Annotated in this window: 13 protein-coding genes; 8 read left to right on the top strand and 5 right to left on the bottom strand. The window is 59.8% G+C overall.

What is annotated here, in order from left to right; genetic code table 11:
- The first annotated feature begins 14 nt into the window (after nt 1–14).
- From CXK96_RS00495 to CXK96_RS00480, 4 genes are all read left to right on the top strand, one after another.
- Complete coding sequence (locus tag CXK96_RS00495; protein WP_102834570.1) at nt 15–950, top strand: rhodanese-related sulfurtransferase; 936 nt, start codon at nt 15–17, stop codon at nt 948–950.
- Nucleotides 951–1,006: 56 nt separating this feature from the next.
- On the top strand, nt 1,007–1,639 hold the full coding sequence (locus CXK96_RS00490) for a DsbA family protein (RefSeq protein ID WP_102834569.1): 633 nt from the start codon (nt 1,007–1,009) through the stop codon (nt 1,637–1,639).
- The gene (locus tag CXK96_RS00485; protein ID WP_102834568.1) at nt 1,632–3,413 is read left to right on the top strand and encodes an ABC transporter ATP-binding protein; all 1,782 of its coding nucleotides are present in this window, start codon (nt 1,632–1,634) and stop codon (nt 3,411–3,413) included. The genes CXK96_RS00490 and CXK96_RS00485 overlap by 8 nt, the downstream gene beginning before the upstream one ends.
- Nucleotides 3,414–3,577: 164 nt before the next feature.
- On the top strand, nt 3,578–5,527 hold the full coding sequence (locus tag CXK96_RS00480; protein WP_102834567.1) for a HAMP domain-containing methyl-accepting chemotaxis protein: 1,950 nt from the start codon (nt 3,578–3,580) through the stop codon (nt 5,525–5,527).
- Between the two features lie 83 nt (nt 5,528–5,610).
- On the opposite strand, the gene CXK96_RS00475 is transcribed toward CXK96_RS00480, so the two are convergent.
- Nucleotides 5,611–6,654 (bottom strand): metal-dependent hydrolase, encoded by a 1,044-nt coding sequence (locus tag CXK96_RS00475; RefSeq protein ID WP_102834566.1) that lies wholly within the window; start codon nt 6,652–6,654, stop codon nt 5,611–5,613.
- Between the two features lie 135 nt (nt 6,655–6,789).
- Here CXK96_RS00475 and arfB point away from each other — a divergent pair, with 135 nt between their 5' ends.
- The gene (gene arfB / locus CXK96_RS00470) at nt 6,790–7,203 is read left to right on the top strand and encodes an alternative ribosome rescue aminoacyl-tRNA hydrolase ArfB (protein WP_102834565.1); all 414 of its coding nucleotides are present in this window, start codon (nt 6,790–6,792) and stop codon (nt 7,201–7,203) included.
- 123 nt (nt 7,204–7,326) lie between these two features.
- On the opposite strand, the gene CXK96_RS00465 is transcribed toward arfB, so the two are convergent.
- From CXK96_RS00465 to CXK96_RS00455, 3 genes are all read right to left on the bottom strand, one after another.
- Nucleotides 7,327–8,637, bottom strand: a complete 1,311-nt coding sequence (locus CXK96_RS00465) for an MFS transporter (protein WP_102834564.1) — start codon at nt 8,635–8,637, stop codon at nt 7,327–7,329.
- A 765-nt stretch (nt 8,638–9,402) separates the two neighbouring features.
- Complete coding sequence (locus CXK96_RS00460) at nt 9,403–9,810, bottom strand: PA2817 family protein (RefSeq protein ID WP_102834563.1); 408 nt, start codon at nt 9,808–9,810, stop codon at nt 9,403–9,405.
- Nucleotides 9,811–10,093: 283 nt separating this feature from the next.
- Nucleotides 10,094–12,541 (bottom strand): acyl-CoA dehydrogenase, encoded by a 2,448-nt coding sequence (locus tag CXK96_RS00455; RefSeq protein ID WP_102834562.1) that lies wholly within the window; start codon nt 12,539–12,541, stop codon nt 10,094–10,096.
- Nucleotides 12,542–12,801: 260 nt separating this feature from the next.
- On the opposite strand from CXK96_RS00455, the gene CXK96_RS00450 reads away from it, so the two are divergent.
- The 3 genes from CXK96_RS00450 to queF all read left to right on the top strand — a co-directional run bounded on the left by CXK96_RS00450 (nt 12,802) and on the right by queF (nt 15,478).
- Nucleotides 12,802–13,734 carry an ABC transporter ATP-binding protein gene (locus tag CXK96_RS00450; protein ID WP_102834561.1) on the top strand — a complete coding sequence of 311 codons (933 nt, stop codon included), beginning with the start codon at nt 12,802–12,804 and terminating at the stop codon, nt 13,732–13,734.
- Nucleotides 13,731–14,510 carry an ABC transporter permease gene (locus tag CXK96_RS00445; protein ID WP_102834560.1) on the top strand — a complete coding sequence of 260 codons (780 nt, stop codon included), beginning with the start codon at nt 13,731–13,733 and terminating at the stop codon, nt 14,508–14,510. Before CXK96_RS00450 ends, CXK96_RS00445 begins: the two co-directional genes overlap by 4 nt.
- A gap of 137 nt (nt 14,511–14,647) precedes the next feature.
- The gene (gene queF, locus CXK96_RS00440) at nt 14,648–15,478 is read left to right on the top strand and encodes an NADPH-dependent 7-cyano-7-deazaguanine reductase QueF (RefSeq protein ID WP_102834559.1); all 831 of its coding nucleotides are present in this window, start codon (nt 14,648–14,650) and stop codon (nt 15,476–15,478) included.
- A 57-nt stretch (nt 15,479–15,535) separates the two neighbouring features.
- Here queF and CXK96_RS00435 read toward each other — a convergent pair whose 3' ends face one another.
- A complete protein-coding gene (locus CXK96_RS00435; protein WP_102834558.1) occupies nt 15,536–15,805 on the bottom strand; it encodes a DUF4404 family protein in 270 nt (89 codons plus the stop codon).
- Between the last annotated feature and the right edge of the window lie 74 nt (nt 15,806–15,879).

The following is a 15,879-nucleotide window of genomic DNA, read 5'->3' as shown; positions in this document are numbered from 1 at the left end:
GAGGAAATACCCGCATGACCCAGAAGATCGTCGTCGCGGCGCTGTACAAGTTCGTCTCCCTGCCGGACTACGTCGCGTTGCGTGAACCCCTGCTCGAAACCCTTGAGGCCAATGGCATCAAAGGCACGCTGTTGCTGGCTGAAGAAGGTATCAACGGCACCGTGTCCGGCACCCGCGAAGGGATCGATGCCTTGCTCGCCTGGTTTGGCAGCGATGCGCGCCTGGCCGATATCGATCACAAGGAATCCTACTGCGACGAGCTGCCGTTCTACCGCACCAAGGTCAAGCTGAAGAAGGAAATCGTCACCCTCGGTGTGGAGGGCGTTGATCCAAACCAGCGCGTCGGCACCTATGTCGATCCGAAGGACTGGAACGCGCTCATCGAAGATCCGGAAGTGCTGCTGATCGATACCCGCAACGACTACGAAGTGGCCATCGGTACGTTCGAAGGCGCAATCGACCCGAAAACCAAGTCGTTTCGCGAGTTTCCCGAGTACATAAAGGCTCACTACGATCCTGCCAAGCACAAGAAGGTCGCGATGTTCTGCACCGGCGGTATCCGCTGCGAAAAGGCGTCCAGCTACATGCTCGGTGAGGGCTTCGAGGAGGTCTATCACCTCAAGGGGGGCATCCTCAAATACCTCGAAGAAGTACCGCAGGAAGAAACCCGTTGGCACGGCGACTGCTTCGTGTTCGACAACCGCGTCACCGTCCGCCATGACCTCACCGAGGGCGACTTCGACCAGTGCCACGCCTGCCGCACACCGATTTCGCTGGAGGACCGCCAATCCGAGCACTACGCTTCAGGCATCAGCTGCCCGCACTGCTGGGATAACCTCAGCGAAAAGACGCGCCACAGTGCGCGTGAGCGGCAGAAGCAGATCGAACTGGCGCTCAAGCGCAACCAGCCACACCCTATCGGCTACAACTATCGCAAGGCGGGTGTTTAACCGTACAGTCCCGAGGCGCGCTAGACGCGCTTCAACCTGATAGAACCGGAGCGCCGATGAGCAGCCGACTGATCTATGTGATGGACCCGATGTGCTCATGGTGCTGGGGTTTCGCACCGGTCGTGCAAGCTCTGATCGAACAGGCGCAGGCCCGCGGGGTAGGTGCGGATCTCGTCGTCGGAGGATTGCGCCAGGAGCGTACCGTGATGGATCAAACCGCTCGCGACCGTACGGCTTCTTATTGGCACGCGGTACACGAGGCGAGCGGTCAGCCCTTCAACTTCGAGGCGGGTCTTCCAGAAGGGCTGGTCTATGACACCGAGCCGGCTTGCCGCGCCCTGGTCGCTGCGCGCAGTCTTGATCCTCAGGTAGCCTGGCGTCTTGCCGGGCTGATTCAGCGCGCGTTCTATGTCGAAGGGCGCAATGTCACGCCGCCTCAGGAGCTGGTTGAGCTGGCCGAAACCGCCGGGGTTCCGCGCATCGAGTTCGCCGATCGTTTCGATTCTCAGGCCGCCCGCGATGCCACCGTCGCTGATTTCGAATGGTCCCGCAATCTCGGCATTGCCGGCTTCCCGACCTTGCTGGCTGAGCACGATGGTCAGCTAGCCTTGGTGACCAACGGATTTCAACCGCTTGAGGCATTATCTCCATTACTGGCGCGCTGGCTGGACCACAACATAAATGCCTGATCAGCTCAGCTGGGCCGAAATCCGCCGCCTCGCGCTGCACCATCGTAAAGCCTTGGTGCTGGCCAACCTTGTCGCGGTGTTGGCGACGCTGTGTAGCGTGCCGATCCCCTTGCTGCTGCCGTTGCTGGTTGATGAGGTGCTGCTGAAGCAGGGCGACGCAGCACTCGAAATAATGAACAACTTTCTTCCGCCAGAGTGGCAGACGGCGCTCGGCTATATCGGCTGGATGCTTTGCGTGACGCTGCTGCTGCGCGCATCAGCGCTGGCCTTCAACGTGCTGCAGGCCCGGCTGTTCGCTCGGCTGTCGAAGGATTTGGTCTATCGCATCCGAGTGCGCTTGATCGAAAGACTCAAGCGAATCGCCCTCAGCGAGTACGAAAGCCTGGGTGGCGGAACCGTTGCTGCTCACTTGGTCACCGATCTCGAGACCATCGACAAGTTTATTGGCGAGACGCTCAGCCGCTTGTTGGTTGCCGTGCTTTCCATTGCCGGCACGGCGGCGATCCTGCTCTGGATGCATTGGCAGCTGGCGCTGTTGATCCTTCTGTTCAATCCGTTGGTGATCTACGCAACGGTGCAGTTGGGCAAGCGGGTCAAGCATCTGAAGAAGCTGGAAAACGACAGCACTTCGCTGTTCACCCAGGCGCTCACTGAGACGCTGGATGCAATCCAGGAAGTCCGCGCCGGTAACCGGCAGGGCTTCTTCCTTGGACGCCTCGGTCTGAAGGCCCGAGAGGTCAGGGATCACGCGGTTGCTTCGCAATGGAAGACCGACGCCTCCAACCGCGCCAGCGGTCTGCTGTTCCAGTTCGGTATAGACATCTTTCGCGCCGCGGCCATGCTCACGGTGCTGTTCTCCGATCTGTCCATCGGGCAGATGCTCGCGGTGTTCAGCTACCTATGGTTCATGATTGGTCCGGTTGAGCAGCTGCTCAATCTGCAATACGCCTTCTATGCGGCAGGCGGTGCGCTGAGCCGTATCAACCAGCTGCTGGCGCGTGCCGATGAACCGCAGTATGCCGGCGGTCAGGACCCGTTCGCGGGGCGAGATACCGTTAACATCGATGTTCAGGGTCTTTGCTTTTCCTACCAGGATGAGCCAGTGCTGGAAGGGCTTGATCTGACCATCTCGGCTGGCGAGAAAGTCGCCATCGTCGGCGCCAGCGGCGGCGGCAAGAGCACGCTGGTGCAGTTGCTGCTGGGGCTCTATCAGCCGCAGGCCGGGCATATCCGGTTCGCCGGGGTCGAGGTGCAGGACATTGGTCTGGCCACAGTTCGCGACAACGTCGCGGTGGTGCTGCAGCATCCGGCCCTGTTCAACGACACGGTGCGCGCCAACTTACTGATGGGCCGTGAACGGGATGATCAGGCGTGCTGGCGGGCGCTGGAAATTGCCCAGCTGGCTGATACGATTCGCCAATTGCCAGCCGGGCTGGACAGCATTGTCGGTCGTTCGGGCGTGCGTCTTTCCGGCGGGCAGCGACAACGACTGGCCGTGGCGCGCATGGTGCTGGCCGAGCCCAAGGTGGTCATTCTCGATGAGGCGACATCGGCTCTGGATGCAGCCACCGAATATGCCTTGCATCAGGGGCTCAACCGTTTCCTGCAAGGTCGCACGACGCTGATCATCGCTCACCGTTTATCGGCGGTGAAGCAGGCTGATCGGGTGCTCGTTTTCGATGGCGGGCGCATCGCGGAGCAGGGCGATCATCAGCAGCTGATCGCCGACGGAGGGCTCTATGCCAAGCTTTACGGGCATCTCCAGCAGCATTGAAGCTGTGCTTGCCTAGCGGGTCGGTTCTTCCGTTCCGCCGCTTCTCTTTCGGGCCGGCCCGGTGCCATTAATGCCTGATTAAAATGATCAGAATTTGGGTTCAACTTTAGTCGCAGCCTGCCGACTTCATGGCTGTGCCTATCTCATCTATCTAGGAAGTTAAGATGCAGTCCGTCGATATATTCGCCAACCTTTCCGTAGGCAAGAAGCTGCTGGGCGGCTTTGCCATGGTCCTGTTGCTGACGCTGGGAGTCGCCGGAACCGGCTTCTATGCTGTGGACTCGATTCTGACCCGTTCGTATCAGATGAATCAGCTGTTACGGATCAACGCCGCTGTCCTTGAGGCCCGTGGCCTGGAGCGTGACTTTGCGCTGACTCGGAGTGACGCGTCCGCTGCCGCCTTGCGCAGCACCTTGGCCAAGCTCAATCAGGAACTGGACGAGCTTGCCGCAAGCGTGCCCGAAGAAGACCAGCAGGCGCTGCAGCAGATTCGCAGTAATGCTGCAGAGTATGCAGACAAGTTCACCCAATACGGTCAGTTGATCGACGAGGGCATAGCGCTTCGGGAGCGCATGGCCGAGGCGGCGCAGAAAAGCCGTGAGGAATTCGAGTACATCGAGCTGGATATGTACGACGCGGTGCGTGTGTTGCGCCTTGAAGGTGACCGTCTGACAGGCAGTGATCCGCTGACCATCGCTGAAGCGGCTTCTGGCCTGACAAAACGCATCCTCGATCTGCGTACATTCGAGAGCATGTTCATTGCTAACAGCGCTCAAGCCGCGGTGGATAGCTGGAACGAGTCCTATCAGGACGTGACAACCATCGGCAGCAGTCTGAAAACCTGGCTCAACGACGAGCAGAAGACCACCATGGATGGTGCGCTCGCCGCACTGGCAACCTACCAGCAGGCATTCGGTGACTTCCGCAGCAACCGGATCGAGCGCGTCGCGCTGGAACAGGCGATGGTGGCTCAGGCTCAACGCATCCTGGATACAGCCGAGAAGGCGCTGGCTGGCGCCACCGAGGCGATGCAGGACCAGCGCCGCAGCGCCTATATGCTGCTCGGAGTTATCAGCGTTCTGGCTGTGGTGATCGGCTTGATGGCCGCCGCGGCAATCTCTCGCATGATCGTCGTTCCGCTGCGTTATACCGTACAGCTGGCTCAGCGGGTGGCCGAAGGCGATCTGACCCAGTCGCAGAAAGTCACCCGTCGCGACGAGCTCGGTCAGCTGCAGCAGGCCATGTACGGCATGACCGACAGTCTGCGCACCCTGATCGGCCGCATCGGTGGGGGTGTCGGTCAGATAGCGACCGCAGCGGAACAGCTTTCGGCGGTGACAGCACAAACCAGCGCCGGCGTGCAGAAGCAGCGGGTTGAAACCGAACAAGTTGCTACGGCTATGCATGAAATGGCGGCCACCGTTCAGGAAGTTGCGCAGAACGCTGAGCAGGCCTCGCATGCCGCCCGACAGGCTGACCAGCAGGCGCGCCAGGGCGATCGGGTCGTGCAAGAGGCCATCGGCCAGATTGGCAGCCTGTCCAGCGAAGTCGAGCACTCCGCTCACGCCATCGAAGAGCTGAATACCGAAAGCGGCCGCATCGGCACCGTACTCGAGGTGATTCGCGCGGTGGCTGAGCAGACCAATTTGCTTGCGCTCAATGCCGCAATCGAGGCTGCCCGTGCCGGTGAGCAGGGCCGCGGTTTCGCTGTTGTGGCTGACGAAGTCCGCGCCCTGGCTCGTCGCACTCACGACTCCACCGAGGAAATCGAAGGGCTGATCGCCAACCTGCAGCGGGTGGCACATAAGGCTGTCGAGCAAATGCAGACCAGCCGAAACCTGACCCAGCGCACCGTTGGCCTCGCGAACGAAGCGGGCAGTGCGCTCGGTCGCATTACCGAATCGGTCTCAACCATCGAGCAGATGAACCAGCAGATCGCCGCTGCAGCTGAGCAGCAGAGCGCTGTGGCGGAAAACATCTCCGAGAGCGTGACTCGTGTGCGTGACATTGGCGAGCAAAGCGCCAGCGGTAGCGAGCAGACCGCCGCAGCGAGTGCCGAGCTGGCGCGCCTGGGCGTTGAACTGCAGGGGCTGGTGGCGCGTTTTCGTACCTGAAGCTTGCACCCGTGAAAAAAAAGCCCCCGGTCTGCCGGGGCTTTTTTATGCGATCTGAAAACTACCAGCGAGCTTCCCAGCGGTCAGCCGGGCCGGTTAAGGTCTGCTGCCCACTCGGCCAGTGGCAGGCCCGGCCGTTGCTGCCAGATGCGCAGCCAGATCTGCTTGAGCCGGTCCAGATCGCCGCGTTCGGCGGGCAGTCGCTCGACGTAGGGAATCAGCCCCCAGCCCGCGCCGTTACGCTCGGCGAGAGCAAAGCGGAATGGATGAAAACCAGTCATGCCGAGACGCAGATCTGTTACCAGCAGCTGGCCTCCCACCTCATCGTAACGGAGCACGTCGCCGGTAAACCATTGCAAGCGAGCATGCTGCGGCGATTCGCGAAGAGCTGTGGCGAGCCGCCCGCCGCGAGGAATACTCACCAGTTCAGGTGGTTGTTCATCGAACCAGCTCACCAGCGCTTCGTAGTATTGATCACCTTCAATGACAATGACTCGCCACAGCAGGCTGTTAAACGGCGTCGGCGTACTGAACAGCTGGCTGGCCTGTATACCCTGTGCGCTCATTGCCGCTTCCACGCGCTGCTCGGCCATCTGCTTGCCAGTAAGGGTAAAGCCCAAGTAGAGCGACGACAGCAGCAGTGCGCTCGCAGCCCAGCGCGGGCTGCGGCCCTTCACACCGACAATCACGCCAACCAGCACGGCCAGCAACAGCGGGAGGCTGTACAGAGGGTCGATGATGAACACGCTGGACCATGCCACCGGCGGCGTGGTCAGCGGCCAGAACAGCTGGGTGCCGTAACTGGTGAAGGCGTCGAGCAGTACATGGGTCACCAGCACCAACCAGATCGTGAGAAACAGCCGCATGCTGCTGTAATTGGGATCAGGCCTTATTCGACGCGCCAGCCAAGCCAGCGCAACGGCCAGTGAACTGAGAACGAACAATGAATGGCTGAAGCCTCGGTGATAGGTCATGTCGGCGATGGCATCGCCGTAATCGATGACCACATCTAGATCAGGTAGGGTGCCGAGCACTGCACCGTAGAGCAGCGCCTTGCGGCCTTGCCATCGGCCCAGCAGGGATGCCTGCACAGTGGCACCGAGAAGGGCTTGGGTTATCGAGTCCATGCGCGATTCCGTCTTTTCCGAGTGCGCTACGGTAGCCGAACCGGCTGCGCCGTAGCGGCTCCAAATCATATAAAAACATGTCCGCGAGGCTTCTGTTGTGGACAATGACCTCTGATTCCAACTGGTGTAGGACCGATGCTCGACATATCCAACAACGTGCAACTAGCCGACAGCGAGATCGAACTGACGGCCATTCGAGCGCAGGGTGCCGGCGGGCAGAACGTCAACAAGGTATCCAGTGCGCTGCACTTGCGCTTCGATATCACCGCGTCTTCATTGCCCGCGTTCTACAAGGAGCGCTTGCTGACGCTGCGCGACAGCCGCATTACAGGCGACGGTGTGATAGTGATCAAGGCGCAGCAGTATCGCACTCAGGAGCAGAACCGCTCCGATGCTCTGGAGCGTCTGGCCGAACTCATCCGTAGCGTGACGAAAGTGGAAAAAGCGCGCCGCCCGACACGCCCAACGCTGGGGTCCAAGAAGCGGCGCCTTGAAGGCAAGACCAAGCGCGGTGCGATCAAGGCCGGACGCGGCAAAGTGGATTTCTGACGCTCGTCAGCAGCACGGCCCCGCCAGCGGACAGGATGCGGCTGGGCCGGTTTGACCGGGCCCTGTGTCAGGTCAGAGCCGAAGGGCCACGATCCATGGCGCAAGCGGACCCACGTCAGTTGCTTAAGAATGTGTGCCGGTGCGCGGTTCGGCGACTTCTTCTTCGTCTAGGGGCTGCTGGCCTTGGTCGAGGATGTCCGCCTCGGCGACCTCGCCCTCCGGCGTATCCGGCATCAGCTCGAGCACGGTATGACTGGTGCGTAGCATCGGCGTGAAGTGGCCGTGCGGCTCGGTCACCAGATCGAACACGCGGCGCGCGCGGAAGTAGGAATACAGCGCCAGAAACGCCAGGGTGACCGCGAAGAAGACAGGCAGCGCTTTGGGCCCGAAAAAGCTCATCAGGCCGCCTGCTATAACCGGGCCGAAGGCCGCGCCGAAACCGTTCGCCAGCAACAGGCCGCTGGAACCGGACAGAATCTCGTCGGGGTGCAACTGGTCGACCATCTGCGCGACAGCGATCGAATAAATGGAGAAGGCCAAACCACCCCAGAGAAACATCATTCCCAGCAGCAGCGGACCGGAGGTCAAGGGAGTGATCAAACCGCCGATCACCGCGGCAATTGCCACGACCCAGAGTAAGACCAGACGGCGGTCATGCTTGTCGGAGAACAGCCCGATGGGCCACTGCAGAACGGCGCCTCCGAGAATGGTGATACTCATCAGCAGGCCGACGCCCGAGGCGTCGAAACCGGTTTGCGAGGCATAGACTGGCGCGAGGCCCCAGAAGCCCCCGAGGGTCAGGCCGGAAATTCCCGCAGCCATCAAGGGTAGCGGGGCGATTCGCGCCAACTGCAAGAGATCTGTAGCCGGCATGTCCGGCTGCGCGGGTTGTGCCTGACGTGTCAGGGTGATTGGCATCAGGGCAGCGCAGATCAGGATCGCGGCAAGCGCAAACAGCGTGAAATTCATCGGGCTGTCTAGGCTCAGCAGTTGCTGAGCCGCGGCCAGCGAGCCAAGGTTGACGGCCATGTACAGGGCGAACACCTGGCCGCGCTTTTCGCCGCTGACCTGCGCATTGAGCCAGCTTTCGATCACCATATAGAGCGTGACCAGGGCGACGCCGTACATCACCCGCAGCACCAACCACACCCATGGATTGACGATCAGCACGTGCAGCAGCACGGCGACCGAGGCGAGTGCGGCGTAGAAAGCGAAGGTGCGGATGTGGCCAATGCGCCGGATCAGCGAAGGCGCCAGCCAGGTGCCGACGAGGAAGCCGGCGAAATAGCCGGACATCAGCAGGCCGATCAGCCCGGTGGAATAGCCTTCTTCAATGCCGCGCAGCGTCAGCAGCGTGTTCAGCAATCCGTGGCCGAGCAGGAGAAATGCAACTCCACCCAGCAGCGAGCTGATGGGGGCTAATAACGACGTCATAGCAAAACAACCTTGAGCAATTTATCCGTGAAGGCAGGCTGCCAAGAGTGGGCGGCGTGCCGTTATATCCATAAGTGACTGAATCACTTGAGTATCTGATTGTCGACGCATTGCGTATGCAGCTTGGGCAGCATTTTCGGCCGAGGATTCAAAACGAAGCGGATTTTCCCCGAAGAGCTTATTCCCTGCGCAACGTTCAGCTTTGAGCTGGAGCAATAGTGTTGACAGCTCTCCGTTCAGGCCAGCCAGAGAGTCCCGTCGAGCTACAAGCTTGGCTCAAGGAATCCGTTTTGTCCTGACACCCGCGTCGCTATCCGTTCAGGGCCATGTCGAGCATCCATCTAATCGGCCAGACATCTAGGGCCGGATTTCCAAGAGCTGCCAATTTCAGCGGCGGGCGAGGCTGATGCCGTGTAGCCACATCGGACAGATACTAGCCGTGGCGCTGACTTAAGCTGGCGGATGGTAAAACGGTCGCGGCTGTTGACTGCTGCACGTGTCGGAACAAAGCCGGTGAGCGCTTCGCTTGTGGGCTAAACCCGTCGGTTGATGCAAAGAGCAACGTCCGCATTGTGCATTACGCTGGGTACAGCACTGACTCAGGCTAAACGGGGTGTCATCCGCTAGAAGGCGGGCAGGGCTCAGGTCGGCGGAGTAGTGCTTAAAGTGCTGCGCGAAGCCATTCCAGCTTTAGCGCGGGTCAACCGCAACCAAAGATATCCGCCTCGTCGTAGACGCTGTTTTCTGTATAGGTTGGTCGGCGACTCAGTGGCGCGGGCTCTCTTCAGGCATGCTCATCAGCTGTCTTTCCATGTTCCAATCAAACGGCTCGTCGTTCTGCTCTGCTTCATAGCGACGTTCTTCCAGCTGCTGGAAAATTTCGATCTCTTCGTCCGGCATGAAGTGCAGGCAATCACCGCCGAAGTACCAGAGCAGGTCGCGCGGAACCAGATGGGCAATCTGCGGGTAGCGGTGAAAGACCTGGCAGATCAGGTCCTGACCCATATGGCGCTCTTCCGGCACGTCCTGCAGGTTCATGATCAGTTCGTCGAACCGCTCGAGAAACAGCGCATGGCTTTCTTCCGAAACCTGTTCGGTTTCACCCATGGCAAGCAGAATGCCACGCAGATGGGCCAGAAGCGCCAGGTTGTGATCGTGATAAGGGTTGGCCATGGTTCACCTAAATCGATTGGGCGCGCGATTATAAAGGCGCGCGGATTAATTGGGGCGTGTCTAGTTGACTCGGGTCGTGGTGCTGGGTTCGGTACGGACGTCGGATAGCTGCGCAAAGGCCCTTGGTGCCAAGGTGAGCGTTGGCTTGCTCGTGTACGCAAACGTCGCCTGAGTCGGTGCTGGCCGATGACGGCACGCGACGCCGAGAGGAGCGACTCGCCAAGCATCGCGCGTGAGCGCGGCGCCTGGCAGAGCCTACAAGTGGACTGGGTAGCAGGCAGGGCTAGCGAGTCATGCCTTCGGGTAGCTCAAGCGGCTCCTTGGCGAAATCATCTACGCTGATGACTTTGCGGCGCGCCGCTTCCGCAGCGGTCAGCTGCTCTGCCTCGGCGGCATCGAGTACGCCTGCTGCGAGTGCGGCGCTGATCGGGTCCTCTCCGGCGGCAGGTTGGAAATCACCGGCCTTGAGCGCTTTGTGCAGCTTCTTTTGCAGCGGTTGCGATGCCGCCAGGGTGTCGAACGCGTCTCGCAATGCACCCAAGGCTTCGTCGCGCCCTTGTGGTCGGTAGACGCCCTCGAGAATCTGCTCCAAGGCCGAGTCACCTTCTGGGCGACCGAGGATTGCGGCGATTTCGGCATCAAGCGCATCAGACGGCCCCTTGTGGCGGGCACCGAATGGAAATACTAGAACCTTCAGCACGCCGCCAAGCAAGCGGTTGGGGAAGTTCGCCAGCGTATCGGCCAGGGCTTGCTCAGCCTTGCAGAGGCAGTCTTCCATCGCCCAGCGCAGCAGCGGTGCTTGCTCGATTGGGTGGCCCAGGTCGTGATAATGCTTGAGCGCGGCGGATGCCAGATACAGATGGCTGAGCACATCGCCCAGCCGCGCGGAGAGGCGTTCACGACGCTTGAGTTCGCCGCCGAGCAACATCATGGACAGGTCGGCGAGCATGGCGAACGCGGCGGCGATCCGATCCAGCGCGCGGAAGTAGGGGCGGGTCAGGTCGTTGCCTGGCGCCTTGCCGAACAGGCCGAACGTCAGCCCGAGCACCAGGGTGCTGGCGGTGTTGCTGACGGCGAAACCGATGTGCTGCATCAGCAACCCGTCGAACTTCTTGATTGCAGCGTCGCGGTCTGGCTCATGAACCAGCTCCATCTCGCGCAGTACGAACGGATGGCAGCGGATCGCGCCTTGGCCAAAGATCATCAGGTTCCGCGAGAGGATGTTCGCCCCTTCGACCGTAATCGAAATGGGTGCAGACAACCACATGCGGCCGAGGTAGTTACTGGGGCCCATGATGATGCCTTTGCCGCCATGGATATCCATGGCGTCGGTGATGCACTCGCGGCCGCGCTCGGTCAGGTGATATTTGAGAATCGCCGACAATACCGAAGGTTTTTCTCCCAGGTCGACTGCGTTGGCCGTTAGGATTCGTGCACTGTCCATCAACCATGCATTGCCGCCGATGCGCGCAAGCGGTTCCTGAATACCTTCAAAGGCTGCCAGCGGCACGTTGAACTGCTCGCGGATTTGCGCATAGCGGCCGCTGACATAGCTGCAGGTCTTGGCCGCGCTGGCGCCTGTCGCTGGCAATGAAATCGAACGCCCGACTGACAGGCAGTTCATCAGCATCATCCAGCCTTTGCCGATCATGTCTCGTCCGCCGATGATGGCTTCGAGCGGCACGAACACATCCTTGCCCCAGTTCGGACCATTCATGAACGCAGCGCCAAGGGGCAGGTGACGGCGACCGATCTCGACCCCAGCAGTATCGGTTGGAATCAGCGCGAGACTAATGCCCAGCTCTTCCTCATCGCCCAGCAGATGCTCAGGGTCGTACGTCTTGAAGGCGACACCGAGCAGCGTGGCGACTGGGCCGAGAGTGATGTAGCGCTTCTCCCAGTTCAGGCGCAGGCCAAGTACTTCTTCGCCTTCCCATTCACCGCGGCAGATGACACCGCTGTCATTCATCGCGCCAGCGTCGGAGCCCGCATAGGGACCGGTCAGGGCAAAGCAGGGAATGTCGGTGCCATTGGCCAAGCGCGGCAGGTAGTGATTGCGCTGTTCATCGGTGCCGTAATGCATCAACAGCTCAGCCGGGCCGAGGGAATTGGGCACCATGACGGTCGTCGCAAGGTCCCCACTGCGGGTGGCCAGTTTCATCACGATCTGCGAGTGGGCGTAGGCCGAGAAGCCCTTGCCACCGTATTCCTTGGGGATGATCAAGGCGAAGAATCCTTCGGCCTTGATGTAATCCCACGCTTCTTGTGGAAGGTCCATGCGCTGGCCAACTTCCCAGTCGTTGACCATGGCGCATAAGGTTTCTGTCGGGCCATCGACGAAAGCTTGTTCTTCCTCGGTCAGGACGGCCTTTGGATAGCCGAGCAGGACGTCCCAGTCAGGTTTGCCGCTGAACAACTGTCCATCCCACCAGACCGTCCCGGCGTCGATCGCATCACGTTCGGTGTCGGAGATAGGGGGCAGGACTTTTTTGAACCAGTCGAACATCGGGCCGCTGAAGTACTTGATGCGCAGGTCGGTGACCAGCAAGGGCACCGCGATCGCAATCAGCATGAGCCAGAGGATGACCATCAACCAGGTCGGCGTCTCGTCGGCCGCGCCCATTAAGACCAGATACGCTGCAACAATGGCCAACGCCGGAACGGGGGAAACCCGTAAATGGGCAATCACGGCAATGCCGATGAGTAATACGAGCAGCCAGAGCAGGGTCATATGGTTTTCCTTGTTGAGCGAATGGCGTCCAAATTGAGCATAGGCGTTTGTAGCAAGCGGGGTGAAGAGACAGGACGACGCGTTTGGTATCAGATAATGACCGAGCCTTCACAAGCGAGTTCGAAGTGACTGCTTCGGGTCATCATGTTTATCTACCCTGGTGTGACCTGGTGGTTCTCCGCGGTTTGCATTTCGGCGTTGCAATTGACGCAGCGCGCCCTTATTTACTTTGAATCTCTCTGTGTTGTGTGCGTTCTTATATGACTACTGCTCTGTCCATTCGGCAGTTGACCAAGGTTTACGGAAACGGCTTCGAGGCCCTCAAGGGCATTGACCTGGACGTTGCCGAAGGCGATTTCTTTGCGTTGCTGGGTCCCAACGGTGCCGGCAAATCCACCACCATCGGTATCCTTTCCACGCTGGTGAACAAGACCGGCGGCACGGTCAACGTGTTCGGTCACGACCTTGATCGCGATCCTTCAGGCCTCAAACGCTGCCTGGGTGTTGTACCCCAAGAGTTCAACTTCAACCAGTTCGAGAAGGCCTTCGACATCCTTGTCACCCAGGCCGGCTACTACGGTATTCCGGCAAAAGTCGCCAAGGAACGCGCCGAGCAGTACCTCAACCAGTTAGGGCTGTGGGACAAGCGTGACGTGTCCTCGCGCATGCTGTCAGGCGGCATGAAGCGGCGTCTGATGATTGCTCGAGCGCTGATCCACCGACCGCGCTTGCTGATTCTCGACGAGCCCACCGCGGGGGTGGACATCGAACTGCGCCGTTCGATGTGGTCGTTCCTGACCGAGCTCAACCGTGAGGGCATCACCATCATCCTCACGACACACTACCTGGAAGAGGCCGAGCAGCTGTGCCGCAACATCGGCATCATCGACCACGGCCAGATCGTCAAGAACACCAGCATGCGCGAGTTGCTCAAGCAACTGCATGTCGAGACTTTCCTGCTCGACCTGAAAGAGTCGCAGCTGGTCCCGCCAGAGCTTGGCAGCTATCCGGCGCGCCTGGTTGACCATCACACCCTCGAGGTGCAAGTGGACAAGAGCCAGGGCGTGACCGACCTGTTTCGTATGCTGTCGGCCCAGGGCATCGAGGTGCTGAGCTTGCGCAACAAGACCAATCGGCTGGAGGAGCTTTTCGTTTCGATGGTGGAAAACAACCTGCCCAAGGTGGCCAAATGAACGCAGAATTCCGGCCCAATCTGGTCGCGTTGCAGACCATCGTCCACCGCGAAATTCGCCGCTATACGCGCATCTGGCCGCAGACACTGCTGCCACCAGCGATCACCATGGTGCTGTACTTCGTCATCTTCGGAAACCTGATCGGCGCGCGGATCGGTGAGATGGATGGCTTCACTTACATGCAGTACATCGTGCCCGGCTTGATCATGATGTCGGTGATCACTAACTCCTACAGCAACGTGGTTTCCAGCTTCTTCAGCAGCAAGTTCCAGCGATCGATCGAAGAGCTGCTGGTTTCGCCAGTATCGCCTCATGTGATCCTGATTGGCTTCGCTCTGGGCGGTATTACCCGCGGGCTGGCGGTAGCGTTTATCGTGACGCTGTTGTCGATGTTCTTCACCGATCTGCAGGTACATCATCTAGGCGTGACGCTTCTGGTGATCACATTGACGTCGACGATCTTTGCCTTCGGCGGCTTCATCAACGCGGTTTACGCCCGCAACTTCGATGATATTTCAATCATTCCAACCTTCGTGCTGACCCCGCTGACCTACCTGGGCGGCGTGTTCTATTCGATCAACCTGCTGTCGCCGTTCTGGCAGACGCTGTCGCTGGCGAACCCCATTCTGCACATGGTTAATGCGTTCCGTTACGGCATTCTGGGGGTTTCGGACATCCGTATCGGCATTGCGATCAGTTTTATGGCCGTGGCGGCAGTACTCATGTACCTGTTGTGCATTCATTTGCTGAAGAGTGGCCGAGGCATGCGCCAGTAGTCATCGCGCCAGGCACTTCCATTAGCAACGTTGCTGCGCTTGATCTGACGACCAGTCAATGGCCCGATGAGCAGGCGCGGTGATAAACCACACGGGAACCGCTACACTTGCGGTCATTTTTCGTACAGGTTTCCGCTATGCAGCACCCCGCCGAACTGTCGCCGCTGGGCAAATCCAGCGCCTATGTCGCGACCTACAGCCCCGAGCAGCTCTTTCCCATCCCGCGTGCGCCCAAATGGGCCGAGCTTGGGCTGACGGCCGAGTCCTTGCCCTATGGCGGCGTCGACATTTGGAATTGCTATGAACTGTCCTGGCTGTTGCCATCCGGCAAGCCGGTGGTGGCCATTGGTGAGTTCAGCATTCCCGCCGACTCGCCAAATATCATCGAATCCAAGTCATTCAAGCTTTATCTCAACTCGCTGAACCAATCGGTCTTCGAGAGTCGGGCAGCGCTTGTGGAGGTGATGACGCGGGACTTATCAGCCGCAGCGGGTAAGCCCGTCAGCGTTCGCTTGCGCACGTTGGATGAAGCTGCCGAGGAGGGGATCGCGCCGCTAGACGGATACTGTATCGATGATCTGGATATCGAGATCCGGCAATACGATTCGCCGCGGCCAGAGCTGCTGAGCAGCAACCCTGAGCGCCAGGTGGATGAGCGTATCTATAGCCATCTGCTGAAATCCAACTGTCCTGTCACCGGCCAACCGGACTGGGGCACAGTGGTAATCGAGTACCGGGGCGCTGCGCTGAATCACGGCAGCCTGCTTGCCTATCTGGTGAGTTTTCGCCAGCACGCGGACTTTCATGAACAGTGCGTCGAGCGGATCTTTCTCGACTTGCAGCGCGTGCTGAAGTCAGAGCGACTCAGCGTGCATGCTCGCTATGTACGCCGCGGCGGGCTGGATATCAATCCCTACCGCAGTACCCAGCCCGTATCGCCGGGCAATAGCCGGCTGGTTCGGCAATAACCGCTGCGATAGGAGAGCGTGACGCGTTCACGCTCTAATGGATTGAGCAGGTTTCGCTCAGATGCCCATGTTCGCCAGGGTCTGCATGATGTTGCGCAGCGTCATCGCGGTGTTCGGATGGCTGACCTCGAAACGCTCGACGGCCAGATTGACGCCGTCGACCAGCGAGTCGTTCTGATGGTCGACTCCGTCCTCGTTGGCGAGTCGCAGTTCGATGTCATGGGCAATCACCTGCAGCGACGCGCGCTCTTCTTCAGTAAGCGGTGTGTCCTGGGCCAGTTGACTACGCAGCTCTGCTAGCTGCGACTGCAGATCATGTTCCGGCATGTTGCTACCCTCTTGGTTTGTCGTACGGCAAAGTCGCCAGCGCTTGATGTGAGCAGGGTAAACTAGCGTGCTGG

The organism is Stutzerimonas stutzeri (genome assembly GCF_002890895.1).
GTDB classification, from domain to species: domain Bacteria; phylum Pseudomonadota; class Gammaproteobacteria; order Pseudomonadales; family Pseudomonadaceae; genus Stutzerimonas; species Stutzerimonas stutzeri_AB.
The sequence above is the reverse complement of the archived record's forward strand: the minus strand, read 5'-3'. Positions and strand labels throughout refer to the sequence as shown.

Excerpts from the sequence above, each read along its gene's own strand:
- CXK96_RS00495 (WP_102834570.1), top strand. The coding sequence starts at position 15 with ATGACCCAGAAGATCGTCGTCGCGGCGCTGTACAAGTTCGTCTCCCTG.
- CXK96_RS00490 (WP_102834569.1), top strand. The coding sequence starts at position 1,007 with ATGAGCAGCCGACTGATCTATGTGATGGACCCGATGTGCTCATGGTGC.
- CXK96_RS00485 (WP_102834568.1), top strand. The coding sequence starts at position 1,632 with ATGCCTGATCAGCTCAGCTGGGCCGAAATCCGCCGCCTCGCGCTGCAC.
- CXK96_RS00480 (WP_102834567.1), top strand. The coding sequence starts at position 3,578 with ATGCAGTCCGTCGATATATTCGCCAACCTTTCCGTAGGCAAGAAGCTG.
- CXK96_RS00475 (WP_102834566.1), bottom strand. The coding sequence starts at position 6,654 with ATGGACTCGATAACCCAAGCCCTTCTCGGTGCCACTGTGCAGGCATCC.
- arfB (WP_102834565.1), top strand. The coding sequence starts at position 6,790 with ATGCTCGACATATCCAACAACGTGCAACTAGCCGACAGCGAGATCGAA.
- CXK96_RS00465 (WP_102834564.1), bottom strand. The coding sequence starts at position 8,637 with ATGACGTCGTTATTAGCCCCCATCAGCTCGCTGCTGGGTGGAGTTGCA.
- CXK96_RS00460 (WP_102834563.1), bottom strand. The coding sequence starts at position 9,810 with ATGGCCAACCCTTATCACGATCACAACCTGGCGCTTCTGGCCCATCTG.
- CXK96_RS00455 (WP_102834562.1), bottom strand. The coding sequence starts at position 12,541 with ATGACCCTGCTCTGGCTGCTCGTATTACTCATCGGCATTGCCGTGATT.
- CXK96_RS00450 (WP_102834561.1), top strand. The coding sequence starts at position 12,802 with ATGACTACTGCTCTGTCCATTCGGCAGTTGACCAAGGTTTACGGAAAC.
- CXK96_RS00445 (WP_102834560.1), top strand. The coding sequence starts at position 13,731 with ATGAACGCAGAATTCCGGCCCAATCTGGTCGCGTTGCAGACCATCGTC.
- queF (WP_102834559.1), top strand. The coding sequence starts at position 14,648 with ATGCAGCACCCCGCCGAACTGTCGCCGCTGGGCAAATCCAGCGCCTAT.
- CXK96_RS00435 (WP_102834558.1), bottom strand. The coding sequence starts at position 15,805 with ATGCCGGAACATGATCTGCAGTCGCAGCTAGCAGAGCTGCGTAGTCAA.